Source organism: Pseudoalteromonas arabiensis (genome assembly GCF_001550155.1).
In the GTDB taxonomy this organism is placed as follows: Bacteria; Pseudomonadota; Gammaproteobacteria; order Enterobacterales; family Alteromonadaceae; genus Pseudoalteromonas; species Pseudoalteromonas arabiensis.
Map to the genome: position 1 here is coordinate 60,386 of NZ_LRUF01000004.1, position 25,376 is coordinate 85,761.

28 protein-coding genes are annotated in these 25,376 nt (G+C 39.6%); 6 read left to right on the forward strand and 22 right to left on the reverse strand.

The window, feature by feature from the left end:
• Window positions 1–7: 7 nt before the first annotated feature.
• From PAARA_RS00565 to dapA, 5 genes are all read right to left on the reverse strand, one after another.
• Window positions 8–253: an acyl carrier protein gene (locus PAARA_RS00565; RefSeq protein WP_062567138.1), complete on the reverse strand. Its 246-nt coding sequence runs from the start codon at window positions 251–253 to the stop codon at window positions 8–10.
• A gap of 25 nt (window positions 254–278) precedes the next feature.
• Window positions 279–536: a phosphopantetheine-binding protein gene (locus tag PAARA_RS00570; RefSeq protein ID WP_062567139.1), complete on the reverse strand. Its 258-nt coding sequence runs from the start codon at window positions 534–536 to the stop codon at window positions 279–281.
• Window positions 533–1,309 (reverse strand): lysophospholipid acyltransferase family protein, encoded by a 777-nt coding sequence (locus PAARA_RS00575; protein ID WP_062567140.1) that lies wholly within the window; start codon window positions 1,307–1,309, stop codon window positions 533–535. The genes PAARA_RS00570 and PAARA_RS00575 overlap by 4 nt, the downstream gene beginning before the upstream one ends.
• Window positions 1,299–2,009 carry a beta-ketoacyl synthase chain length factor gene (locus PAARA_RS00580; protein WP_062567141.1) on the reverse strand — a complete coding sequence of 237 codons (711 nt, stop codon included), beginning with the start codon at window positions 2,007–2,009 and terminating at the stop codon, window positions 1,299–1,301. Before PAARA_RS00580 ends, PAARA_RS00575 begins: the two co-directional genes overlap by 11 nt.
• Before the next feature lie 107 nt (window positions 2,010–2,116).
• Window positions 2,117–3,031, reverse strand: a complete 915-nt coding sequence (dapA, locus tag PAARA_RS00585) for a 4-hydroxy-tetrahydrodipicolinate synthase (protein WP_062567142.1) — start codon at window positions 3,029–3,031, stop codon at window positions 2,117–2,119.
• 160 nt (window positions 3,032–3,191) lie between these two features.
• Here dapA and PAARA_RS00590 point away from each other — a divergent pair, with 160 nt between their 5' ends.
• The gene (locus PAARA_RS00590) at window positions 3,192–3,845 is read left to right on the forward strand and encodes a DUF6058 family natural product biosynthesis protein (RefSeq protein ID WP_062567143.1); all 654 of its coding nucleotides are present in this window, start codon (window positions 3,192–3,194) and stop codon (window positions 3,843–3,845) included.
• 34 nt (window positions 3,846–3,879) lie between these two features.
• Here PAARA_RS00590 and dkgB read toward each other — a convergent pair whose 3' ends face one another.
• Window positions 3,880–4,695 (reverse strand): 2,5-didehydrogluconate reductase DkgB, encoded by an 816-nt coding sequence (gene dkgB / locus PAARA_RS00595; protein WP_062567144.1) that lies wholly within the window; start codon window positions 4,693–4,695, stop codon window positions 3,880–3,882.
• Between the two features lie 213 nt (window positions 4,696–4,908).
• Window positions 4,909–5,133, reverse strand: a complete 225-nt coding sequence (locus PAARA_RS00600) for a hypothetical protein (RefSeq protein ID WP_392353841.1) — start codon at window positions 5,131–5,133, stop codon at window positions 4,909–4,911.
• Window positions 5,134–5,384: 251 nt separating this feature from the next.
• Between PAARA_RS00600 and PAARA_RS00605 the strand changes: the two genes are divergently transcribed.
• Both PAARA_RS00605 and ykgO read left to right on the forward strand, forming a co-directional pair.
• Window positions 5,385–5,636 carry a type B 50S ribosomal protein L31 gene (locus PAARA_RS00605; RefSeq protein ID WP_062567146.1) on the forward strand — a complete coding sequence of 84 codons (252 nt, stop codon included), beginning with the start codon at window positions 5,385–5,387 and terminating at the stop codon, window positions 5,634–5,636.
• Between the two features lie 12 nt (window positions 5,637–5,648).
• Window positions 5,649–5,786 carry a type B 50S ribosomal protein L36 gene (gene ykgO, locus PAARA_RS00610; RefSeq protein WP_062567147.1) on the forward strand — a complete coding sequence of 46 codons (138 nt, stop codon included), beginning with the start codon at window positions 5,649–5,651 and terminating at the stop codon, window positions 5,784–5,786.
• A 21-nt stretch (window positions 5,787–5,807) separates the two neighbouring features.
• On the opposite strand, the gene PAARA_RS00615 is transcribed toward ykgO, so the two are convergent.
• Window positions 5,808–6,194: a cytochrome b562 gene (locus PAARA_RS00615; protein ID WP_062567148.1), complete on the reverse strand. Its 387-nt coding sequence runs from the start codon at window positions 6,192–6,194 to the stop codon at window positions 5,808–5,810.
• Window positions 6,195–6,349: 155 nt separating this feature from the next.
• Between PAARA_RS00615 and PAARA_RS00620 the strand changes: the two genes are divergently transcribed.
• Window positions 6,350–7,369: a substrate-binding domain-containing protein gene (locus tag PAARA_RS00620; protein WP_062567149.1), complete on the forward strand. Its 1,020-nt coding sequence runs from the start codon at window positions 6,350–6,352 to the stop codon at window positions 7,367–7,369.
• Window positions 7,370–7,412: 43 nt separating this feature from the next.
• Here PAARA_RS00620 and PAARA_RS00625 read toward each other — a convergent pair whose 3' ends face one another.
• The 5 genes from PAARA_RS00625 to upp all read right to left on the reverse strand — a co-directional run bounded on the left by PAARA_RS00625 (window position 7,413) and on the right by upp (window position 14,166).
• Window positions 7,413–9,182, reverse strand: a complete 1,770-nt coding sequence (locus PAARA_RS00625) for a sugar phosphorylase (RefSeq protein ID WP_062567150.1) — start codon at window positions 9,180–9,182, stop codon at window positions 7,413–7,415.
• 12 nt (window positions 9,183–9,194) lie between these two features.
• Window positions 9,195–10,415 carry a glycosyltransferase family protein gene (locus tag PAARA_RS00630; RefSeq protein ID WP_062567151.1) on the reverse strand — a complete coding sequence of 407 codons (1,221 nt, stop codon included), beginning with the start codon at window positions 10,413–10,415 and terminating at the stop codon, window positions 9,195–9,197.
• Complete coding sequence (locus PAARA_RS00635) at window positions 10,408–12,150, reverse strand: HAD-IIB family hydrolase (RefSeq protein WP_062567152.1); 1,743 nt, start codon at window positions 12,148–12,150, stop codon at window positions 10,408–10,410. The genes PAARA_RS00630 and PAARA_RS00635 overlap by 8 nt, the downstream gene beginning before the upstream one ends.
• A 138-nt stretch (window positions 12,151–12,288) precedes the next feature.
• Window positions 12,289–13,527 (reverse strand): uracil-xanthine permease family protein, encoded by a 1,239-nt coding sequence (locus tag PAARA_RS00640; RefSeq protein ID WP_062567153.1) that lies wholly within the window; start codon window positions 13,525–13,527, stop codon window positions 12,289–12,291.
• Window positions 13,528–13,536: 9 nt separating this feature from the next.
• The gene (gene upp, locus PAARA_RS00645; RefSeq protein ID WP_062567154.1) at window positions 13,537–14,166 is read right to left on the reverse strand and encodes a uracil phosphoribosyltransferase; all 630 of its coding nucleotides are present in this window, start codon (window positions 14,164–14,166) and stop codon (window positions 13,537–13,539) included.
• 196 nt (window positions 14,167–14,362) lie between these two features.
• On the opposite strand from upp, the gene PAARA_RS00650 reads away from it, so the two are divergent.
• The gene (locus tag PAARA_RS00650) at window positions 14,363–15,190 is read left to right on the forward strand and encodes a hypothetical protein (protein WP_062567155.1); all 828 of its coding nucleotides are present in this window, start codon (window positions 14,363–14,365) and stop codon (window positions 15,188–15,190) included.
• Here the strand turns inward: PAARA_RS00650 and PAARA_RS00655 are convergent.
• From PAARA_RS00655 to PAARA_RS00665, 3 genes are all read right to left on the reverse strand, one after another.
• Complete coding sequence (locus tag PAARA_RS00655; RefSeq protein ID WP_062567156.1) at window positions 15,187–16,158, reverse strand: Gfo/Idh/MocA family protein; 972 nt, start codon at window positions 16,156–16,158, stop codon at window positions 15,187–15,189. The genes PAARA_RS00650 and PAARA_RS00655 overlap by 4 nt on opposite strands.
• A complete protein-coding gene (locus PAARA_RS00660) occupies window positions 16,151–17,113 on the reverse strand; it encodes a protein kinase family protein (RefSeq protein ID WP_062567157.1) in 963 nt (320 codons plus the stop codon). Before PAARA_RS00660 ends, PAARA_RS00655 begins: the two co-directional genes overlap by 8 nt.
• Before the next feature lie 85 nt (window positions 17,114–17,198).
• The gene (locus PAARA_RS00665) at window positions 17,199–19,283 is read right to left on the reverse strand and encodes a TonB-dependent siderophore receptor (RefSeq protein WP_062567158.1); all 2,085 of its coding nucleotides are present in this window, start codon (window positions 19,281–19,283) and stop codon (window positions 17,199–17,201) included.
• A gap of 329 nt (window positions 19,284–19,612) precedes the next feature.
• Here PAARA_RS00665 and PAARA_RS00670 point away from each other — a divergent pair, with 329 nt between their 5' ends.
• Window positions 19,613–19,963 carry a hypothetical protein gene (locus tag PAARA_RS00670; RefSeq protein ID WP_062567159.1) on the forward strand — a complete coding sequence of 117 codons (351 nt, stop codon included), beginning with the start codon at window positions 19,613–19,615 and terminating at the stop codon, window positions 19,961–19,963.
• 123 nt (window positions 19,964–20,086) lie between these two features.
• Here the strand turns inward: PAARA_RS00670 and PAARA_RS00675 are convergent, their stop codons facing one another.
• The 6 genes from PAARA_RS00675 to PAARA_RS00715 all read right to left on the reverse strand — a co-directional run.
• The gene (locus tag PAARA_RS00675; protein ID WP_083515225.1) at window positions 20,087–20,392 is read right to left on the reverse strand and encodes an HD domain-containing protein; all 306 of its coding nucleotides are present in this window, start codon (window positions 20,390–20,392) and stop codon (window positions 20,087–20,089) included.
• Between the two features lie 213 nt (window positions 20,393–20,605).
• Window positions 20,606–20,788, reverse strand: coding sequence for a hypothetical protein (locus PAARA_RS00680; RefSeq protein ID WP_062567161.1), 183 nt, complete (start codon window positions 20,786–20,788; stop codon window positions 20,606–20,608).
• A 264-nt stretch (window positions 20,789–21,052) separates the two neighbouring features.
• Window positions 21,053–22,179 (reverse strand): IS3 family transposase gene (locus PAARA_RS00690; protein ID WP_157066143.1). Its coding sequence is split into 2 segments (ribosomal slippage): window positions 21,053–21,942 and window positions 21,942–22,179, totalling 1,128 coding nucleotides; the frame shifts between segments, so codons are not numbered across the junction.
• Between the two features lie 127 nt (window positions 22,180–22,306).
• Window positions 22,307–22,825, reverse strand: coding sequence for an HD domain-containing protein (locus tag PAARA_RS00700; protein WP_083515226.1), 519 nt, complete (start codon window positions 22,823–22,825; stop codon window positions 22,307–22,309).
• Window positions 22,826–23,151: 326 nt separating this feature from the next.
• Window positions 23,152–23,625 (reverse strand): hypothetical protein, encoded by a 474-nt coding sequence (locus PAARA_RS00710; protein WP_062567167.1) that lies wholly within the window; start codon window positions 23,623–23,625, stop codon window positions 23,152–23,154.
• Window positions 23,626–23,642: 17 nt separating this feature from the next.
• The coding region (locus PAARA_RS00715) for an RHS repeat-associated core domain-containing protein (RefSeq protein ID WP_276325273.1) at window positions 23,643–25,376 on the reverse strand (1,734 nt) is incomplete at its 5' end.

The window sequence follows — 25,376 nt, forward strand, 5'->3', positions numbered from 1 at the left end:
TGCTGTATTAAGAAACTAGTTTTTCTACTTCGCTAACAACATCTTGCACTGTGCGTACTTGCTTAAACGCATCTGGCTCAATTTTTTTACCCGTAATTTCGCGTAATTTAACGACCAAATCAACAGCATCAATACTATCAAGGTCAAGATCTTGATATAAATTTGCATCAAGGCTAATTTCATCCGCATCGATTTCAAATTCATCGACTAAAATGCCCTGTAAAACGGTGTAAATTTCGGCAGCGGTTTTCATGCTTTTTCCTACTTCTAAGTCTATATTACGATTTGTTTTGATTAATAAAATCAGCAAGTGCATCTACTGAAGCAAAATGCGCTTTTGTTTGTTCCGAGTTCGCATCAATTTTCACATTAAACTCTTTCTTGATAGCTAAACCAAGTTCAAGGGCATCAATACTGTCCAGCCCTAAGCCATCAACGAATAACGGTTGATCATTCTCGATATCATCAATGCTAATATCTTCAAGGTCTAAGCTGCTAATGATTAATTGTTTTATTTGGTTCTTTAGTTCAGTCATAGTTGCCTGAGTTCCTCTGTAAAATAATCCTGTAAATCACGGGTTAATTGTCGCGCTTGCATTGCAGGCTGCTCATCTTTAAAAGAATCTGTGTATGCAAATTGTTGATTAGCAAAGCGCATCTTAAAATACGCCTTCGTGGGAGCGACTTTATACCAAGGTGTGTCTTTAGTTAGTGTACTTGGCTTCATACTAATCACTACTGTTGTTATGGGTGCTCGACAACGTGTTGCAATATTCGCAGCACCACGTTTGAATTTTAATGGTTCATTAGGCGTTGTTCTCGTTCCTTCAGGAAAAATAATTAAATTATGACCTGATGCGAGTGACGCCGCACATTCCTCTAGTAACTCTTGTGGATCTTCGTTACTAATATACCCCGTGCCCTTTATAACTCCGCGCATAAACGGGTTTTTAAATAAGTGTGCCTTAACGACACAATCTGCATTTTTAATCACTGATATGAGAACAACAACATCAATCAAAGATGGATGATTAGCCAACACGAGTTGACCTTTAAGTTGTTTAAAGCGCGCCCTATCATGCACAGAAAAATGAATAGCGCCTGTGTAGTGCATCAAAGCAACAAAAAACTTAAATGTGTAATGCACTGTGATACGTGCTTTTTGCTTTTGTTTATGGGCTGAGGGCTCAATACAACGCTGCAAAGGGAATACCAGCAAGGTTAAAACTATGCCACCCATACCAAATACAACAAAACAAAACCCAGTTGCAAAGATACGCCAAACTTTACCCAATAAGTTAAGATCCATGGTATTGAAGCATCCAAGCCGACTGCTGATGTACAAGCACTGTTTTCGGTTCCTTGCGAATAAACGCATCTGCAAGTTGCACGCTCAATGGTAAACAATCGCTAGGAGGAGACACATCATGATTTGATAACTTGTTTAGTTCAAAATATGCATCGTTACCAAGTTGTGTTGAAAGCAAAAACGAGACACTATGATCCACTTGCAACTCATCAGCAAAGCAAAGATATTCTTCAGGCAGCACACTGTCTGTATGATTGATTAGAATTTGACTTTCAAGACCTGATTTGACGCGGGCATAACCATCTGTAATAGCATCAATGATACTCTCTGCACCGCCGGCAATGGCATTCATAGCTGCTTTGTTTTGACCTGTTATCGAGAAAATACCCGTGGTCGCATTATGCACACTTAGACCAAACGCAGTAGGAGATAAAGGCGCTTGTTCAACGAGGGTATTGAGTAACTTAGCTGTTTTAGGTAAGTCACCATGACGTGATGAAAAATTCACAGCAACTTGAGTGTGTTCTGCTTTTGCGTTATGTAAGGTATGCAATGCCATTTTCATGTAAGGGCTTAACCTACGGCGTTGCATGGCAGGGATCCAGTTTAAATCAAGTTCGCTGGAGCTTGATACTAATCGTTCAGGTATTTGTTGCCCGGGTGCAACCCAATAACACAGATTATTAACAACAAATTTCACAAACGTTTATTCTTTTAGCGCTAATCGATTGCTAATTTTACCCATTGTCCACAAAAAAGTAAAACTTTGACACTTAATTGTAACCAAAATTAAGTGTCAATTCAGTTTTATCGTAAGATAACGCCTTTTTCGTTTAAAAGTTGAGCTTTATCGCCCACAATATCAGCAACATTAAGCTCATTAATTAGGTGTTGTCCAAGCGCTTGTTGTGCTTGCGTTAACGGCACATACGGTAAACGGAAAACACTGTTTACTGCACCAGTCATCATTAAAGCGGTATTAATAGCAATTGGGTTTGGTTCACAGAATAACCATTGCATTAACGGCTGTAACTGATTGTTAAGACTATCGTTTTTGTTATCCATTAACTGACGGAACAAGCCTGGAATTAAATTGGAAGTTACCGAAATAACACCATGAGCATTATGGATATGACGAGCATCATGACTTTCATCATCATTGCCTGACCAACACGCAATACCTTGTTGTTCATAATGAGCAATTCGCTCATTACCACCACACTCTTTAACACCGATAAAATTTTCATGCGCTGCTAGAGGTTCAATAATATCAGGTGTAAGGTCTTGCCCTGTGCGGCCAGCCACGTTATAGATAAACGCAGGACCAATATCTAATAAGCGTTTAAAGTGCTCTTTCACACCAAGAATAGACGTACGACCATAATATGGATTAATTTGCAGTGCTGCATCCATACCAGTTGCAAAGCCATATTCGGTAGCTTTAATGGCTTCACGGGTATTATTACTACCTGTGTTACCTATGATAACTAGACGATCTGAAAATTTACTTACACTATGTGCAATAAGCATCAAGTGCTCTTCCCAATTCATTAGTTGGCCTTCACCTGTGGTACCACCAACAATAATCCCATCGACTCCTGCTGAAATTTGTTGTTCAACAAGCTCATCGTAACAAGCCAGATCAATATCACCGTTGTTGAGATAAGGTGTTTTAATTGCTGTGATCAAACTTGCTTGTTTAATTGTTTCTAGGCTGCGCATAACTATTTTTATGTTTGGAAAATTTGCGCTAGTTGTAACATAAATACAGGCATTTTCCGAGTAGTACATGCTAATAAATAAAAATACTTGATAAAATGTTTAGGGTAAGCCAGAATTAAACACTGTACAAATAAACAGTATTTATTGCGAGTAATTGATAATGCAACTTTCAAAATTTTTGGCTAATTACTTTTACACCACAGAGGAGCTTTGTCATGCACTATCAATTGATGAAGAAACACTAACTGATTGGCAACAAAAAGGGCTATTCCCGAAACCAAGTTACTGCTTACAAAGCCAATTAGAATGCAGCTCTTACTCAGGTATTTATCAATGTGAGGAATATCAAGACTTTTATCCTCGTGGTGCGTCTAGCTGGGGCCAGCACATTATTAAACATGATGTAAAATCATCATGCCAAGCCTTCAATCACTTTGCCCAACAATATTCGACTCAACTTAGTAAACTGGCCGAGCAAGGTTACGCCCTTAATGAAGACTTATTTGGTTCTGAGATTGACGAACATTTGCAACAAGTCTGGCAGCAGTTTTTATGCAGTAAATATGGGGTATTAACCCAAAATGGGTTGATTGAAGAAGCCGTTCAACTTGATGTAGCAAAACTACTCATTGATGATATTACCGAACTTCGTACTAAAACAGGCTTAACAGTCGATGAGCGCCAAGCACTTCACAAAGCTTTAAAGCTTATGAACAAAGCATTGAGTCACGGTACTGGCAACGAAGGTAAAAACACCTTACGTCACAAATATATTGAAGAAGTTGTTTGTAAATACGACCTATCTGTAAAATAAACAAAGCCGCCTGGTGGCGGCTTTACCTCATTATTTATTGATCCCATTCAGGTGCAAAATCAGGGTTCGCTAAGCGTTTGTTTTGGTCTAACGCATTGATCCTATCTATATCTTCATGATCAAGTTTCACTGAATCATCAAAATTATCAGCCAAGTTTTCTCGCTTAGTTGATGATGGGATTGTCGTCATCTCATTTGCATTTACCCAAGCAAGTACTATTTGCGCAGGTGTAGCGTTATGTTTTTTCGCTATATCCAATATCACATCGTCTTTGAGGGCTTCACCTACGGCAAACGGCATATAGGCGGTAACATGGATATCATGTTGTCCACAAAAAGCGCGCAATTTAGTATTGGTAAGATACGGATGAACTTCAATTTGATTGGTGAAAATTTCTCTCGCGTCGAGCGTTTGCATCGCCTCTTTCAAGTTGGCAATGGTAAAGTTTGAAACACCAATGTGTTTTGCTAAACCAAGTTCTTTTACTTTTTTGAGCTCAGTTAAATATTCACTCATTTTTTCTCCATTACTCGGAGAAGGCCAGTGAATAAGTAATAAATCAACATAATCTAGTTGCAGCTTTTCAAGGCTTTGTTTAACACTATCAACAAACTTGGCTTTGTTTAGTTTGTCATTCCAGACCTTAGTAGTAATAAAAATTTCACTGCGGGGCACAGAGCTGTCTTTAATTGCTTTACCGACTTGCTCCTCATTACCATAAATTTGCGCTGTATCTATGTGTCTAAAACCAATATCAAGCGCCATTTGAACTGAATTGTAAGCTGTCTTTCCTTCTAGGCGAAATGTACCAATACCTAAATCTGGCATTTCAATAACATGTTGTGACATAACCTCTCCTTTTGAAGTAATTCGTTATAAGCTTACTTACTTCACTGAGGCCAAATTTTAGAGTTTCAAGGAGGGATTTAAAATAAGTTGCCTTTACAGGAAATTATTCACCGTAAATAAGTACTTCCTAAATTGCTCGAGATTACCTATAAACATGTATATAGATAATACACACGCCCTCATTGGGAGTTTAATACATTTCTATTTGTTAAATTAGTCTAAGTGCTCATAGTGACCGCGGTACACTTCAAAGGTTTTCACTACCGTATGCTGCTCTTTAGTGAGATTATCAAACCAAGTATCAAAACGCTCATCATCATCCTGCTCACCCAGAGCAAGGTACTGTGCTAAGAGTTCAATTATCTCATTGTGACTGAAGCTTAAAGTATCGACATGGCTCGCAAGTGTTGAATGATCTTTATCACGAAGCGTATTCATTACATTTTGGTCCAATTGCTCAGTTTGAATTTCATCGTTCACTGCCTTACTCCTTCTTATTATATGAGCACACATACCTAGTTATAACAGCCTTATTAACAATAGCCAGCTTTTTGAATTCAAGTGGTCAGAGTTTGTTCAGACTGACTAAAATCAAACCACAAATATTAAATGAGAATTATTTTTATCTTGATCTTACCAGTTTGAACACTTATCATTTGATACATTATCACATAGCAAAAGGTTATATAATGAAACCGAATATACACCCTGATTACCAGCAAGTCGCCTTTCATGATACAGCAGCAGATAGCTACTTTATTATAGGTTCAACAATTAAAACATCGCGAACAGTAGAGCTTGAAGGCAAGACCTATCCCTATGTGCCTATCGATGTATCGAGTGACTCACACCCTTTTTATACTGGTAAACAAAAAGCTGTGGCAAGTGATGGTCGAGTTGCTGCGTTTAATCGCCGATTTAAAAATTTAGCGAGCAAATAAAAAGAGAATTAAATGAAGGTATTAAGTTCATTAAAAAGCGCAAAAAATAGACCTGGGTGTCAAATCGTAAAACGTAAAGGGCGCGTGTACGTGATTAACAAAGAAAACCCACGCTTTAAAGCCGTACAAGGGAAAAAGAAAAAACGTTAAAAAGGTGCAAAGGCACCTTTTTTATTTGCCAAATAGTAGCTCCCAAAAACCAGGTGGCTCATGAAGTTCATGGTATTTTTTTCGTAAAGTATCTATTTCTTTTAATGGTACTTTTGCCGCTAGTATTCCCTGCTTATTGGCGAGCCTTTTAGCATCTTCTGCTTTATGGATAACTTTATCGATACCCTCAATAGAAGCAGATTGATGCTGTTTAAAGTCAGCCGTTTTTGCTTTCTCTAATAGTTGAATAAACTCATCAATTGCGTGGTTGAACTCGCTCAACTCACTGGCTTGCACAGCATTTTTGTATGCTAACCCCATATTCTTCATGTTAGCTTCTAAATCGATGCCTTTAGCAAAGCTAGATAAAGAGGTAACTAAAAAAAGGGCACTCAAAACAACTCTCATACTACTTCCTATTAAAACTAACTTCGCGTTAATTATATCCTTTTTGGTCGATAGAAACGAATTTATACAGCCTTTTTTATAAGCCAAACAGCTAATCGAAACTTCTGCCAATAAGCGCTATACTCACTTCATTGTTGTATTGTTTTTAGTTGTTTATGGCAAAGGCCCTTTCTTTCTTATTTTGTTTATTTTGCATTCCCAGTGTTTTAGCACAGCATAAAATTATTTTTATCAATCCGGGTTACGCCGATACCAATACCACAGGGCCTTTTTGGTTTGAAGTATCTGAGCTCATGCGCGATGCAGCAGATGATTTAGATATAGACTTAACAATTGAGTACGCTAATCGTAATCATATTTTAATGAAATCGCTTGTTGTTGAAGCGATAGACACTAAACCTGATATGCTGATTTTAGTGGATGAAAAAAGTGTACTCAGCCAACTACTTTTAGATCTGCCAAAGTTTGATACCCCGATATACTTTTTACTAAATCGTCCTACTGATGATGAACTTGCAGCCTTAAGTAATAAAGGGCTTAATATTTCAGGCAGTGTTGTGCCAAACAATGTTCAAGCAGGAAAGTTGTTAGCTCAAAAGCTCGTAGAAAAAAATAACGGACAAGCTAACATTTATGCAATTCATGGTGACTATACAACTCACGCATCTATTGATAGACAACAAGGCATAACTGATTATATTTCAAAAGCAAATAACGCGAAATTAGTCGCACAAAGTGTTGCCAATTGGTCAGCAACGCAGGCTTACCGCCAAAGCATTGGCTTTTTAAATCACCAAAAACAAATAAACATTATTTGGAGTGCTAATGATGCGATTGCGCTTGGAGCGATTAGAGCACTTAATGACAATAAGATACGCGATAAAGTCTTAGTAGGCGCGATTAATTGGCCACTCAAGGCTGCGTCGGAAAAAATCGACATTTGTATCGGAGGGCATGTCACACTTGGTGCTCTAGCAATGGTAAACATATATGACATATTCCAACAACAGCCTTTGGAGCTACATCAAAACATTGCTATTTTTACGCCTCACACAGCTAGAACAGTCACGTTCGTTGAGCAAATTCATAGCAATAGTTTGGCGATAGATTTTAAGAAATTTAGTAAAACTGAGCAGAATTCTGAGCCGTTCTCCATAGCAGCACTCCTCCCCTAGCCTTTAAAAATAAGCTGTAAAGGGCATTTACAGCTTATAAACACTACTTATTACTTAGCCAAATAGCTTGATAAGGTGACAACACTATATTTTGCGTGTTTTCTTCTATAACTTGCCCTGAAATCAAATCTTTCCAGCTTTCAGTTTCAATCAGATTTAGATCTGCGAAGGTAAGGGTTTTTGATTCATCAGTAATGTTATAAATACAAAACATGCTCTGTGAACGATTAATACTTTGTCGCCAAAAGCCAAATAGTCCATCGCTAATATGTAAGGTGTATTGCGTCGCATTAGGATGAAATGCGCTCTGTGCCTTACGAATAGTCATCAGGTTTTTCATTGCTTTAAACACGGTACGATGGTGAGTATTTTCATTACTAAGTTTTGCCAATAGCTCTGACTCTTGCCAGCGATGGCGGTTAATCGCTCGGTTATGTTGGCTATTTTCAAAACGCTCGTAATCGTTAGTAGTACCTAACAAGCTATGAATATACAGACCCGGAATACCTTCAAGCGCAAACATTATGGCATGCGCACATAAAAAGCGTTCAACCCCCCATTTGTCTGGTCCTCGATGCGTACCTTGTAATGCATCAAACAAAGCAATGTTCAATTCGTAAGGGGTATTGGTACCATCTGGTGCGGTTCGTAATGATACTTTACCACCATATTTAGCGGTCGTGCTGACCATTTCCGCTATTTGCGCTTGATCAAGTAAACCTTCAACAGGACGCAAACCAATACCATCGTGAGAGCCAATAAAGTTAAAGTAAGCTGTACCGTGCTGGGCTGGCGGCATACTCATCATCCAATGCTTCAATGCAGTACTGTCACCACTGAGTAAAGTGTGCAATAACAGCGGTGGCAATGAAAAATTATAAATACAATGTGCTTCGTTAGCATTACCAAAATACGACAGGTTTTCTCGATTAGGTATGTTAGTTTCTGTGATAATGATCACGTTAGGTTCAACATGCTCAATTAGGGTGCGAAGCAACCTAATCACTTCGTGAGTTTCAGGTAAGTTGATGCAGCGGGTATTGAGCTTTTTCCATAGAAATGCCACGGCATCAAGGCGGAAAATACGTACGCCATTGTCTAAGTAATGACGAATAATGCCCACAAATTCATTAAGCACATCTGGGTTGGCAAAATCAAAATCGACTTGGTCATGACTAAAGGTGCACCACACATGTTGCAAACCATCTTTAGTTTCAACTGCTTGTAAAAGAGGCGATGTGCGCGGGCGAACAACTTGAATAAGATCATCACTCGGACTCGCCGTTTTAAAATACCCTTTACCAGGCTCTTTGCATTGAATAAAGTTTTCAAACCAAACACTTCGACTTGAACAATGGTTGATCACTAAATCAGCCATCAACCTGACATCCTTCGAAATATCACGGATATGCTGCCAACTGCCTAACGCTTCATTCACTTGCACATAGTTCATCACCGCGAAGCCTTCATCTGAGCTATACGGGTAAAACGGCAAAATATGCAGGGCATTGAGTTCAGGCAAACATTGATTCTTAACAAAGCGATGTAAGGTATGCAAAGGCGGTTCTTCAGGCTTAGCTACCGCATCATCCGTATTAGCATGACGAATGATTGAATCACCGTAGGCAATTAAGATCATGTCTTGCTCATCCCAACGGTTTTTATGCGGCGTCGGGTCGCGGACAGGATCATCACCTAGCATAGTGTTGATCAGCCTGTTTGCGAGTTGTTCAAGGGTTGTTGGTAGTTCAACCTCGCCGTAGATACAGGTTAAATGCTGTATAACCCGTTGTTGTAAAAGCTCTAAAGTCACGCGCCTTCCCCATTAAATGTAATCTTTGTTATCAAGCTCTACGGCTTCTTCTAAGCGCGCAAACACATCTGGCATGGCAGAGGCAACACGGTTCCAGCTCGGCACAAAGGGTGCTTCCATTGGGTACTCAAGAAAGTGCTGACCCGCATTCATAATATTTTGCGCGAACATCTCAACAGCTTTTTCTTCTTGGTGAATATCGAGCGTTAAGCCATTCATGAGCGCATCGTTGTGATAGGTTTCAATAAAATCGAGTGCAATACGGTAATAGGTCGCTTTTAATGAGCGAATTGTTTCTGTTGTAAAGGTCACCCCTTGTGTAGCCAGCTTTCTAAATAAAGCTTTAGTGATATCAATCGACATTTTGGACAATCCGGTTGCTTGATTACTGAGCGATAGCTCTTGGTGTTTATGATCGTAATTATCGGCAATATCGACCTGACATAAACGGTTATGCGAGTAGTTTCGATACATCTCTGATAGCACACCAATTTCTAAGCCCCAATCACTTGGAATACGAATATCGTTGAGTACATCACGGCGAAACGAAAACTCCCCCGCTAGCGGATAACGAAACGAGTCCATGTATTCTAAATAATCATTGCTACCTAAAATTGTTTTAAATGAGCGCAATAACGGCGTTACCAGCAAACGTGACACGCGGCCATTAATTTTGCCCTCAGCGGTGCGCGGGTAAAACCCTTTACAAAATTCATAGTTAAAACGAGGGTGAGCAACAGGGTAAATTAAGCGTGCTAAAAGCGCTCTGTCGTAAGTCAAAATATCACAGTCATGAAGCGCAATTGACTCAACTTTTGACGTTGCCAACTTATAACCCATGCAATACCAAACATTGCGACCTTTACCTAGCTCTCGTGGTGCAACGCCCAGTTTTTGGAGTTCTTTATCGAGCGCTTGTAAACGCGGGCCATCATTCCAAAGTACTTTATGATGCTGATCAAGCTCAGCAAAAAACTGTAGTGCATGGCGATATTGGCTTTCGTCGGCGCGATCTAGGCCAATGGTAATTTGCGATAAATAAGGCACATGTTTGAGCTCAGCAATAATATTTTGCAAAGCGGGGCCTTCTAACTCACTGTAAAGCGACGGTAAAATCAGTCCCATTGGGCGTTGTTTTGAAAAGCCCAATAATTCTTTTTCTAGCTCTTCTACTGGGCGGTCAGCAATATTGTGTAAGGTCGTGATAATGCCATTTTGATAAAAATCAGCCATGAGATTGCTCCTGTTTTGCTGCAAAACGCGCTTTGATGATAGTTAACGCAGAAACTTCTTGAACCCAACCTGCTGGGGCTGGTTTTTCGCTGAGCTGCCAGGCTTTTTGTAATATTTGTGATTGCACCTGGCTGCCAGGATTATTGATTAGAATGGCGGTGTCGGCCGCTTTTAGCATGGCCACATCGTTTTGACTGTCGCCGAGGGCTATCACAGTAAATGGATTGCGATAGGCTTTTTTAAACTGATTTAACAGCCATTTTTGTGCAAGACCTTTATTGTTACCTTTGGTTAAATGAATAAAACGCCCGCCAACAAGCACTTCGTAGCCTGCTTGGCTCATAGCATCTATCAAGCCTTGCTTTTCTTCATCGTTGCCCGAGAAACAAACCGGATCTGAGTACTGGCGCTGTAAAGCCAGTTCACTTTTACCAACAGGTAGTCCTGTTAACTCGGCTATTTCTGGTGCACTAAATTGGCTAAATAAGCGCACACAATGACTGTAATCACTCGCATATTGCTTAAGATCTTCATGCAATTTATCGGTGCTTTGTGTCATAGCAAAGCGCCAATAACCTTTATATTCATCACAGCCAATCGGTTTTACTTTGAAAGTGTCTTTTGGGATATAAACGGCCGCGCCATTTTCAACAATAAAAGGGTGATGATGATTTAAACCTTTTTGAATATCAGTAACTTCAGCAAAAGTTTTGCTGGTGTTAAAAATGACATTGACACCACTTTCATTCAACTTTGCCAAAAAAGGTTTGATTACCTCACACTCGTAACTATCGTGATCAAGTAATGTGCCGTCTAAGTCTGTAAAAATAAGTGGTTGTGCAATTTGGTCAGCCAGTAGTTCCATCTTGGTGATATCACGCTCGGTATCAAGCAATAATAACGCATCCACGCTGTGCGTAAGAGTGGCTAAGTTTTCACGCGTAATTCGTTCAAAATGAGAGATAAAACGCTTTAAACTCACTTCGTCAAAGGTGCCCTGCCCTTGGCCTTTTTTAGCAATTAACTTTTGCTCTTGCTCCAAGCGCCACGCATACACATCTTCAAATGAAGGCGCTTTTAACATAATGGTGTAATCAGCCATCGCGAATACATGTTGATATTCATTCGCTAAGCAACTATTGACACAACGGCGCCAAATGCCGTCGGCATCTTCTTGTTGTTCTAATTCATTAACTGGAGTTTGTAATTGATAAGGTTGCTGCGGTGTACTGGCTACACACCAGCCTTCAAAAAACACGATATCAATCGGCTTTTGGCTACTAGGCCATTGCTCTTTTGGCACTGGATCATCAGTTAGCTTATCAAATTGAGGTAATGGCACATCCACTTTACCTGCCAACAAGGCTGACAAGGTTTGCTCCATTAATTGCGTATCATGCGTCCCTGGTACCCCACGACTTGCAAACAAAGGATGAACGTCTTTAGCAAGCTCAGAGCGAGCATCGCGACTTAAATAAAAGTCATCGATTGATAATGACACGCTATTGAATTCGGTATTACTATTAACCCAGGTCACTAAAAAATCAGCGAGGGTTGTTTTACCTGAGCCTTGGCAGCCGTTGATAGCCACTAGCATAGGTTGGCCAGTTATTTTTGCACTTAAGATATCGTGCGCGAGGGGTATAAAAAACTGCTCACTTAAGTATTGATACTTCAGTGGTAACTGATGCTTCGCTAAAAACGGGGTAATATCCACAACATTTGCCTCTTGCATAATCGCTCCTACCAGTATGACATAGAGATAAATGCAGTTAGTAGACCAGTTTTATAATTCCTTATTTTTTAAATAGTTACAAAAAAAGCGCATATTTAACGCGCTTTTTTGGTGCAATATTCAAGCAGTTTCTAAATTCTAATCAGGTTGTTGCACTGCTTTGGGGAGAACAGCATTTAAGATAATCCCCAAGATTGCGCATAAGCTCACACCTTGCAAACTAAACTCGTCACCACCGATATGCATGCCACCAATACCAAACACTAAAATCAGTGCGATGATAGTCAGATTGCGAGGCGCGGTAAGGTCTTCACCTGATTTTACTAAGGTATTTAAACCAACCACGGCAATAGAACCAAAGAGTAAAATCATAATGCCGCCCATCACAGGCACCGGAATAGTTTGTAAACCTGCACCCATTTTTGCTACGAACGCGAGCACAATCGCAATAATAGCAGTCCAAAGCATCACCCGTGGATTGAAGTTACGGGTAAGCATTACCGCCCCCGTTACTTCAGAGTACGTTGTATTAGGTGGACCACCAAAAACCGATGCCGCGGAGGTCGCGAGGCCATCACCTAATAAAGTGCGATGTAAACCCGGTTTCTTCAAATAGTCTTTACCCGTTACTTGGCTAATTGCCATCATGTCGCCAATATGTTCTATGGCTGGCGCTATTGCCACAGGTACCATAAACAAAATAGCTTGCCACTTAAACTCAGGGTAGGTAAATGCCGGTACTGCAAACCAGTTCGCTTGAGTGACCGCATTAAATTCAACAATACCTATAAATAATGAAGCGAGGTAGCCTGCGACCACACCGGCAAGAATAGGAATGAGTTTAAATACACCTTTACCCCATACAGCAAAAATCAGCGTAACCAGTAATGATAAAGCTGAAACCCAAATAGCTTGCTCATAAGGGATTAATTGCGCACTGCCATCACCAGCTTTACCCATTGCCATGTTCACAGCGACTGGCGCTAAAGCTAAACCAATGACCATAATCACAGGGCCAACAACCACAGGCGGTAACACTTTATGCAGAGCATTTACGCCTTTAAACTTTACAATTAAACTAAGCGCAAAATAACAAAAGCCCGCCACCATTAAACCGCCCATTGTTGCAGGAATGCCCCACATTTGTACCGAGGCGATAATGGGTGCAATGAAAGCAAAAGACGATGCTAAAAAGATAGGAACTTGGCCTTTGGTAACCACATGAAACAGTAAAGTCCCTAAACCTGCGGTAAATAAAGCCACATTGGGATCAAGGCCTGTCAGTAAGGGCACAAGTACCAGAGCGCCAAATGCTACAAACAGCATTTGCGCGCCGGTAAGAATGGTTTTTAACGAAAATGGTTGATGATTTTCCACGTGAGCGCCTTACACTGTGCCAAAAATCTTGTCACCGGCATCTCCTAAGCCTGGAATGATATATCCTTTTTCGTTTAAGTGACTGTCTAATGATGCGGTGAAAATTTCAACATCAGGGTGTGCCGCAAGGGTTTTTTCTACGCCTTCGGGGGCTGCCACTAATACAATGACTTTAATATCTTTACAGCCTGCTTTTTTCAACATATCGATAGTGGCGATCATTGAGCCACCTGTTGCCAGCATTGGGTCAATAACAAGGCTTAAACGCTCATCAATTTTGCCAACTAACTTTTCAAAATAAGGCACTGGCTCGAGTGTTTCTTCGTTACGTTGAAGACCCACAACACTCACTTTTGCAGCGGGTAATAATTGCATCACGCCATCCATCATGCCAAGGCCGGCACGTAAAATTGGCACAACAGTAATTTTTTTACCTTTAATGTGCTCTACATCTAATGTTGAACCATCCCATCCTGTGATTTGCACGCTTTCTAGTGGTAGGTTTTTAGTTGCTTCGTAAGTAAGCAAAGTACCTACTTCAGACGCCAGCTCACGGAAACTTTTTGTACTAATACCTTCTGCACGCATAAGGCCAAGTTTGTGTTGAACTAACGGATGAGTAATTACATTAATAGACATAAGTAGAACCTAAATGAAATAAATTACGCCTATTTTAGCGTATAATAGCCCGCGCTACCGCAAAAAATGCGTTGTTATTGCATTAATTTCGTTAATAGGTCTAATATTAATCAAAAGGCCGAAATATTAATTTTTTTGCAACAAACTGGTGTGGCACAACATCACAATTTATTTAATTTTTAGGTATCAACGTAGCATGAAAATACATTCGCTCGTTTTTTTAATACTATTTAACCTCGCTTTTTTAAGTCCGACAGCTAATTCTGAGCCTTTAGAAATAAAAGTGATGGATGACTATATTCCGCAAGCCAGTGGTAAGCCGAGAAATGAAGCAACAATTTTCTTACTCGAAGCTGTAAAAGAAATACAAGATGAAATAAACATCCAGTTTGTTCCCGCAAGCAGATTACGAGAGTGGAAACAACTCAGTATGCTTCCTGATGTTTGCTTATACAATAAGTTAAAAACGCCTGAACGAGAGGCTAACGCCCTATTTACTCGCTACCCAATTATGGCATTTCCTGCAAATAGGCTCATTGTATTTAATATGCCTACCTTACCTGATTCACTGTCACTGGAAAAAGCAATCAATGACTACGACCTCACAATTGGCATAACAAGTGGGCGCTCGTATTCCGTAGATATAGATACCTTTATTAAAAATAATGAAAAACACTTTTTTAAACTTGAAGGTGCAACCAATGCGAGTCGTTTGGGGCAGATGCTCTTTCAAAATAAAATAGATGCCATTATTGAATATAGAGACGTGTTTATAGACAGATATCAACGCGCTGCTAGTACGGATAAAATACGTTATTTAACCATTGAGCCTGATCAAGCAGCTGTTTTTGGTTATATAGCATGTTCACCTTCGCCGCAAGGAAGACAAGCCATTGCGTTATTTGACCGTGCTCTTCAAAGTGAAAGAGTCAAAACTCTTATTAGCAAGCGGCTATCGGAGCTGTTTCCAGCTCCTGAGCAAAAAGTCATTATTGAGGCATTTAATAATGCTTATGTGCATTAATTAGCTAAAATGTGTTCCATTACCCAGCTTGTATGAAGTGCGGATTCCCCTGTCGATGGGTGTGGCGCCCCTTGGTCAAAAAACCTCGCTATATTTTCAACATGGAACTGTTGAATATGAACGGGGTTTTCGATGGAAAATTTACACTTACCAGCAAGGTTATTGAGCTCAATTGGTTTTTCATCAAATACACTAAAGCGTATTTCACCTTTGCTACCATAAATAACCACGTCATCGAAACGCTTAGCAGAGGCAAAATTCCAACTGCCAACACCTGTCACACCAGAACTGTGCTGCCAATGAGCCGTAACAGCATCAAATGCTGAGTACAACCCCTGTTGATTTGAACTAAAACCATGAACCCGAGTAAACTCGCCCAGTAAGTAAGCGAATAAGTCTAAGCCATGACTCGCTAAGTCATCAAAGTAGCCACCACGAGCAATACGTTTATCAGTGCGCCAATTATATTCACCAGACAAATCAAGCTCACTTGGCACTTTACTTAAGTGCCAACTTACATGGCGTACTTGGCCAATTTGGCCATTTTGAATAAGTTCTTTAACCTTATTAAACCGTGGTAAAGAGCGTCGATAGTAAGCGACAAATAATGGTTGCTTAGCATATTTAAACGCCTCAACAATTGCATAGCTCTCTTCGTAACTAGGAGCGAGTGGCTTTTCTATGCAGCAAGGTTTGCCTGCTTTGGCAACTTCGAGCGCCAATTCTTTATGACTATCGGGTGGCGTTGCTATATAAACAGCATCAACCATTTCATCGTTTATTAGCTCGCTGTTAGTTGCGAATACTTTGGGTACAGTATGGCGTGTAGCATAATCATGCGCTTTGTTTAAATCTCTGCGCGTAACGCCAATAAGTTCAATACCCTTTACTTGCTGATAAGCAGGGCCACTTTTTACCTCAGTTACCGCTCCACAGCCAATAATGGCAAAACGAATAGGCTTATTCATCGTATTCCTTATTTTTGTTCAGGTATTCATTGAATTGGTTTTGCATATAACCATTTATCTTTACATGCTGAGGGCTCCAACCTGCTAAAAACCGATAAAAATCAGCCCATGCATAACACCAAAGACCACGCCAATTACTGATTAAATCGCCTGCGTTTATAGTAGGTTGATACTGTTTAAGTGCTGCATTTAACTCTGCAAAATATCGATTTAGGTAGGTTTGCGCATTTAACTTTAGTGCGCACTCATTTAAACAACTTCCCAAAAAGTACATTACATCGATAACGCCAACCCCTTTACCAGCATATTGAAAGTCATAACCAAGTACATGATTAATCTGTGAGTTGATAGCAAAATTAGCACGCTTTGCATCCCCATGTATTAGTGTTTGATATTTGCATTGATAAAGTGCGCAATCAATATGTTCAGCTGCGGCTTTAAGAGGTGAGTCGGGCATTCGTGCGTATTCATCAGGACGCGTGGCTAAATGCCAATAACTGCCTCTGGGCCATAACCCCTCGCCTGGGGTTGATAAATGAAAAGCATGAAAGTGCGCTAACCATTTAAGTATTGCATGAATATGTTGAGTGTGGTCTTGAGCTTGCTGATAGCCAAACGCTGTAAAATCATCAAAAATTAAAGCAAATTGATTTTGCTTCTGTATCAGATTAAAACAAGGAATGGCAGCAGCTTGGTCTGGTAAAGATGAGCTGTATTGCTTATACCAATTGTATTCAACTAAATAAGATTGCTGCTTTCTGGCTAGGGCAAATTGACTTTGCTCAATTCGCGAGTGTTCAATGAAATCAGGCATAGAAATCAATTTAATGACCCGTGTTTCATCGTCTAATCGACAACGAATAATTTCGCCACAGCCGCTCCATAGAGTGCTAATCACATTAATAACTTCAATATCTTGATAGTTATTCTTTAATAAAGAATAAAATTCTGACATCAACAAACAATATAAAAATACACAGCCAGATTATGTCAGGCAAACCAATAAAAAAATAGGCCTGTTAAGGCCTATTCATTATGTGCTACCACGTGTAGTTTACAGTCAAACTAACGGTACGTGGATCACCCACAAATAACTGCCCGTAACCATAACCACCACTCCAGTGCTGTTTATCGAGTGCATTATCAACAAGCAATGCAGCACTCCAACTTGGTTTCTTGAAGTATATACCTGCTTGCAACAGTGTATACGATGGCAAAACAGCTTCGTCGGTTGTATTGCGCTTATCAACATAGCTTGCCCCCGCCGCTAACTGCCATGTATCGTTTAAGCTATATTTACTCCAGAGTGTGGCTGAATTTTTTGGTGCATTTTCTTTTTGTTTACCAATTAAAAGCGTATTCGTGTCTTCAGTTATTTCAGCCCTATTGTAGGCGTAATTAGCAATCACTAACCAATTATCAGAGAGCTGCCCATTAATATCGATTTCGAAACCTGTGGCTTGCTCCTCACCCCTTTGACGAAAAACTCGGTAACCTAATTGCTGTGAACGAGCAAAATCTTGTACTAACACATTCTGCTTTGTTATTTGATAGATGGACGTTGTTAGCAACACCTTTTCGTCAAATAACTTTGCCTTATAACCAATTTCGTAGAGGTAACTATCGATTGGTCCAAATGGCCCACCTTGCTCTTTGGTATTTAAAAATGTGGATGGGGGTTCAAAGCCAGTTACCCAACTGGCATAGACACTTGAGTCTTGAGTAAGATTATAAACAACACCTAAGCGAGGTAAGAAATCACTGTCTGAACTTTCATTGCCATTTAGATCTGTTAACTTATAATCTTCGCGACGTACACTGGCTAAAATTGACCAGTCATCGAATTTAATATGATCTTGAATGTAAAGGCCGTTACTTTTTAATCCACCACCAAATTCAAAACGGTCGCCTAAATTGTAACTTGCTATATCGGGTTGCTCATAGGTTGGATTTAAAATATCAAATGTACCTGCCGAGCGACTCATTCGTTGCGCATTGAGTTTATGGTTATCAATGTAATCGCCACCAATGACAATATTGTGCTCAACATCACCGATATAAACTTTGCCTGTTATGTAAGCAGTCACATTATCTGAATCGGCATCAATATCCCGGTCTGTATACCAAACATTAAATACGGAGTCTGATCCATCAACATATGTCGCTGCACGATGCTCAACCAGCTTTTGCTCACTATCTAAATGCATGTATTTAAAACCCAATGACCAGTAATCATTAAAATGATGGTCTAAAGTCACACTTGATGATAACGAGGTTGTATCTAGCTTATCCCCTGGCTGATTTGACGATAAAGATATAGACACCTGAGATAAATCGGTCGCGTTACGTAAATTGGGTTGACCGCGGTCGAGTAACCCCTTGCTGTCAGAGTAAACCACCTCAACATTAATTTTAGTATCGTCGCTTAGTAAATATGTAAAACTGGGTGAGAGTAATAAACTCTCATTAAAAATATTATCTCTGAACGTTTCTGAATCTTCGTAGCCAGCATTAAATCGATAAAGCCAACGATCATTGCTAGCTACCTTGCCTGTTGTGTCTAATGCGACATATTTATCAGAATAACTACCAAAGCGAGCACTAATGTTATGGCGGCTTTCACCAAGCGGTTTTTTAGTTACTGTATTAACCGTGCCACCAGGGCTTGCATCACCAAATACAGCAGAAGCAGGCCCTTTAATTACTTCGACACGTTCAACATGAGCAATTAAGGTTTGATTCCAAAAGTTATTATGAGTACGCATACCATTGACGCGGCGATCGTCTTGGCTGCGAAACCCCCGAATTGTAATGTCATCATACACAGAGTATTCATTCGCGCCGCTAATAAAAGATGTAACATCGTTTAAGCGCATCATTGCTTGATCTTGTATCACCTCCTTGGTTACTGCGCTTACTGATTGTGGGATCTCAAGAATATCAGCAGCAGTGCGGGTAACTGAATAACTGTAATCAGAGAATGTTGTTTGCGCGCTTCGCCCTAAAACCTCTATCACTTCAATATCAGAAAGTGCTTTTTTGCTTGGCTGCTTTTGAGTTTGCGACACGGCTTGTGTGGTAACAAATGCAGCTGATATTAGTAAAACCAATTTTTTAATTTTCATTTTCCTTCCTTGTACCTATAAAAGAGCAAGAGATTAATTAAAAATAATTATCATTTCAATTGTATTTTAGGTGTGTGAGAAAAAATGAAATTAAAAAATGTTCAGCTTCCTTCAGTACTATTAGCTTGTAATAGCAGAAAATTATCCTACTATTTTACACAACCCAATACGTATAATTTCACAATATATTCTGTGAAATTATGATTGACTAATATTCTGAATCTTTATAGGGTACTCACTAATTATTGGTAAGACATTCACTTTAGGTTAATTTGGGCGTCCAACCTAGCATTAATACACTGTTATTATTTATTTTAAAGGAGTTTTGTATGAAAAGGTTTCTTTTTATAGTATTTTTTATTTTATTTTCACATAATGCAAAAGCAGTGTGGATTAGTGCAACTGGGAAGGTGGAGAACATGTCAATATATAGTAGCACTAGAATTTTAGTTAAACTAGAAAACCAAAATGGCGCTCCTGTCCAAGCATGTTCTAATAATGAATTTTTTATTATTCCCGCCGGTTATTCTGAGGATAGCAGGGATAGAATGTATAGTACTTTACTAGCAGCAAAGATGGCTGGTGCAACTGTAAGTATTTCATATGAAGATGTTGGCAATTGCGAACCTTGGGGTGTCACTCCAAATGTTTATAGAAGAATAGTACGCCTCACAATATAAGTGTACTCTGATGAGCGGCGAATCTATTCACGCCACTAGAAAGCCCTTAAATTAGCTTTACTATTATGAAGGGCTTTTTGCAAATGTTTTGACTTTTTTAAAAGCTCATTAGTAATTTTTAGATTAACAGCTTATGCCAAGAACTTTATTAAGTAGTACTAACCTATTAACGCTTTGCATTTTGAGCACACAAATATCAAGCTCATTTGCAATTTGCTCCTTGGTAATTTCTGTGTCTTCTAGGCTGTCATGAAGAGCAGCGGCGCACAACTCATTTTCATCTTGAAAATGAGCGATATTAAAAAGCATATCGACAACTTCGATTAAATGATTAATGTAGGGTGAGCCATCTGATTTACGCTGTTGTTGAGCGTGGTATTGGGCAGCCAACCGAAGTGATTTAGCCAAAAGCGCAAAATGATTCATCATAGCAACCTCAACGTTTTAGAACAAAATTAAGCGTAGACCGTGTTGATGTATTTTGTCACGTTAAAAAGTGACTTGACAGGCCGTTACATAACTAAAAAACACTGATATCAAACTAACTCCATTGCAAAAATGATAAAGCCTACTCTTGTGGACTTTATCATTCAGATAAGTCATTTTAGCTAACAACTATAAGTAAAAGACAGTACACACCAATTACTTCCAAAGACCTATTTCTTCTAATATTGGTTTAATCGCCTCTTTCGTTAATTCAACCTCTGTAAGAATGGTCCTGATTTTTTCAATATCGTTGTTTTCAACAGCCTCATCAAAATCATCTATTAAACCGCTAACATAAAGGCGTTCGTTTACTGTCATTCCAGCATATTTATTATCCATAGCTTATAGCCTACTATTTAAGTATCGAAAAATCAGTAAGTTAAACGTTTTTAGGTTCTATTATAAACTCTTCTAACCCACCTTTATTACCATCTAAAGGTAAGGCTGACCTTGATTTTATAATATCAGAATGGCTCACACGTCCCCTAATCAGGAATGATGCTGAGTTCATTGCCCCACTAGCACCTCCAGATGGTAATCCTGCTGCATCTCTAAAGTTTTCTACATCTCTAGGGTCTATAGGTGTGGACTTCCCAGCTTTCACTAGACAGTTTTTAACTCAGAATAATATGCTTCTTCAAACTTAGCAGGTGAAACACCGCCTGTATGTGAGTGGCGCTTTTTTGGATTGTAAAACATTTCTATAAAATTGAATATCTCAGCTTTCGCATCTTCGCGTGTCGAGTATATCTTACGCTTAATTATTCGCTTTTTAATTGTCGCAAAAAAGCTTTCAGCAACCGCATTATCATGACAGTTCCCAGCGCGGCTCATTGAAGGCACAAGATTATGTTCTTTCATAAATGCGAGATAATCAGCGCTACCGTATTGACTACCTTGATCACTATGAACCATTACCTCAGTCTTCGGTTGACGTTGGTATACAGCCATCAATAGTGCGTTTATAACAAGATTTTTATCCATCGACCAACCCACAATACGCCGAGAGAATAAATCCATTACTGTTGCCACATATAAAAAACCTTCATAAGTTCTTATGTAAGTTATGTCGCTCACCCATGATTGATTCGGCGCAGGTGGGTTAAATTGACGCGCTAATAAGTTATCTGCAATCCGCGATGTCTTACCGCCTTTAATATGGCGGCGCTTATACCCAATTTGCGCTTTAAGCTTATGTTGTCGCATGATCTTAGCCACACACGATTTAAGCTGCATTTCACGTAAGTCAGCATGTATCCAAGGGCTACCATACGTGCCGCCGCTGGCTACGTAGAATTCTTTGATGAGTTTCAACAAGCGATTATCTTCAAGTGCTCTATCGCTTAAAGGCTTTTTTAACCATGCATAAAAACCACTACGATGCAGCTTAAAAAGGCGGCACATCGTAGTGATGGAAAACTCATTTTGGTGTTCTCGAATGAAGCCGTTCTTTACTCGGGGTTGCTGGCAAAGTACCTTGCGGCCTTTTTTAAAATGTCCCGTTCCTCCGTGACTCGTTTCAATTGTGCCTCTAATTTAGCGATCCTAAGTTGTTCTTCTGATGACTTAACCGATTTAGGTTTATCTGATAGCTGGCTGCGCCAGTGATATAAGGTTTTAGTACAAATACCTAATCGTTCTGATACTTCAGCAACTGAATAACCACGTTCAGTAATTTGTTTAACAGCTTCTATTTTAAATTCTTGGGTATACCGTTTGCCTTTGCTCATAAAACACCTCTAATTAGAAGTTACAATGTAACTCATTAGGTGTCTAGCAAACTATGGGAAGTCCAGCATACGTTTTGGATTGGTTTTAGAATCAAGTAGGTTGGAATATTAAGCGAAAGTAAGCGTGTTACTTGATGGTGATAGCTCTTCTTTTTAGGTATTCATCATACAAAGAGGGGCTTGCGTTTTTGCAAAGTTCAGCAACTTGATCAAGCCAAACAAAGTACTCAGTTAGTCGCTCATTTGACCAACCACAAGGAATGGCTGTAGCGTTTGAGCAAATATCAGCAAGCTTAATACGCTGGATTGAGGTCGCTTTAGTGGGCAGCTGTTCGAGTATGCTAGCCCTACGTGCTTTTAATGATAGTGTTTTATCGTCTGTTAGCGCTTGCACCATTTCAAGCACAAAAATACCAAATTCATTCGCAATTTGTTCCTTGGTAATTTCTGTGTCTTCTAGGCTGTCATGAAGAGCGGCAGCGCACAACTCATTTTCATCTTGAACATGAGCGATATTAACAAGCATATCGACAACTTCGATTAAATGGTTAATGTAGGGTGAGCCATCTGATTTACGCTGTTGTTGAGCGTAGTATTGGGCAGCCAACCGAAGTGATTTAGCCAAAAGCGCAAAATGATTCATCATGGCAACCTCAAAGTTTTAGAGCAAAATTAAGCGTAGACCGTGTTGATGTATTATATCACGTTAAAGTGCTGCTATGGTAAATCACATGCAAGCATCAAGCTATTTGAGCCAGCGCCACTAGGAAGTGGCACTAACACATTTAGCACAGTGCTCGCTGCAAATGAGCTGATTTACAGTACGCTCTTGATAGCTTTTTGCTCGGCAATAAAACAGGTAGAAGGAAACGCCCCATTATGCACAACTCAAATATTTACTTCTTTAAAGTTCAATATCCGTTTTTGAGGTTAAAAAGAATAATTGAATTAGTTATATACTAAACATTATAGTTAAGATTTATACCAAGCTATAAACCCCTCAGGCTCGTTATTCCAATTAAGAACAGTATTGACCTTATCTAATAGCATTGAACTGTTCATCTTATAGACATTATCAATTTGATCACAGTTTAGCTCAAAAATGACAACCCATTCATTTAATAAAGGTAGTAACTCATTAAGCATTTGTTTTAAAGGTAGTTGTGACTCTTCCGGTGTTTGCTTATTAATGCTTTTTTCCCAAGATTCGAGCTCATTACCTTCTAATGATAGATAGTTCCACTCCGTAACATTTATCTCAGACGGTATATAAGTCAAAATATGGTCAGGTATAACTTGACATTTAAACTTTACTTCCTCTTTCCACATGTACCTTGGGGGATCTTGCTTATAGCTTTCCCCCCCAAAAGAGGAAAGCTCTTCCTGCAAAGGAAAAGAATCTCCAAAGCATGCCTTAGGTATCATTAAATCAAAACACACCTGCATCTCAAACTTTCCTCTTGCTATTCTGTTCTAAAAGGCAAACCATTGCCCCCCTCACGAATCCAACCTGTACCATCAAACTTAAATTGATGTTGATGAGGACTTAAATGGTCTCCGCGCCCGTGATTACTCCAATGAACTTCACTCATTGGAACATCTTTACCATTTACTTTCGGCCACGTATTACTTGGAAACTGAGCTGACTGACGATAAATATTCCCATCACTCCCTACTCTCATACCAAGTACAGTATGCGCTCTTCCTTCTGCTTCAGTTAATGGTAGCGGTATATCTTGGCCATTTTCTTTCTGCTTAGCCAATGTATAATCTGGTATATAATGGCCCTTTGTAACATATTTAGGAAGTCCCGTCAGCAAAGATTTCAGCATAGAAGCCACACTAAAACCGCCTGCAACTGCGGACATAGTTGAATTTAAATTTTCAAGCCCTTCATCCATTTGAGCAATAGTTCTAGTATCAATATTAGGCATTATTCCCGTTCTACAAGCACCTCCATAACACCAATTTGCTGACCCCTCAGCTGTTGTTATGCTTGTCGATTGAGATAACGTTGCTGGAGAACCAATATCTGTAACTGAATTAGATACAGCCGTCATTGTTTTACCATTCATAACAGCAGATGTAGACGATGTAACTGCACCGTTTTCAAAGTTTGTTGACGTAACAGCAACATTTGAACCAATAACGGTTTGTGTAGACCTATTAGTTACCTGACCTGAGTCATTCGTTGTAGTAACCGTTGTTTTTTCCCCTACGGTACGCTTAATTTTCGAACCTATTTTTGAAACCTTAATTTTCTCTTTTTCAATTTCTGCTGCGTACCCAGTTGGATCGGTTCCAGACAGCGGATTATTCATTATGTAAGAATAAGGGTTAATACTCTGGCTATTCGTTGGGCTTTGAATCAAAGGGTCAACACTCATAAACCTGCCAAGGTTATAATCGTACACCCGACCGTTCATATGAATAAGCTCAATATCGTCCAAATGCTCGTGGTCAGTAAAGCCACGTCGTGTTTTTGCATCTGCTAAGTCATTTAGCTTTGCGTTTCCAACCGGCATTAAGCCACCACTGGCTAAACGTGGTTTACCAAATGGGTCATAGTTGCGTTGAGTACTCACATAACCATTATAGTCTGTGATTATGCGCGCACTTTGTAAACGGTCTCTATGTGTGTAACGTATGCTCGCAGTCTCATCCGTCGTTTGGCTTATCACTGCTATGTCATCAATATAGGCACGCCATGTGGTTTTGGTGCCGTCGATGTCTTCTTCATATAATTTATCACTGTAGAAGGTGGTTACGCTGCCATTCACTTGCTTAAAGCGCATGTGTTGTGGACCGTAAGTAAAGTTAAGTGTTTTGCCCTCTTTTATGAGTTGGATTGGCTTATCCATTGCGTTGTAAATTGCATGTGATAATCCATCGCCTTTTATCATATTACCACGAGCGTCGTAGCTAAATGTTTTCCAACTACCACTTCGGTATACACGTTTTACTGCGTTTGGCCCACCTGTTGTCCCTGTTGTGTAGTCGTACTCTGTGGCGTAATCTGATTTGAATAATAAGTTACCTACACTGTCATAGCTGTAGTGTGTGATTTCATGACCATTGACTGAGTTACTTTTTAATCGATGCAAGTCATCATAAACATAACTCTCAGAAAACTGGTGTTGGTCAATACCAAGGTTACCTGTCGTTACATCCACTTGTTTTAAATTACCAAACCCATC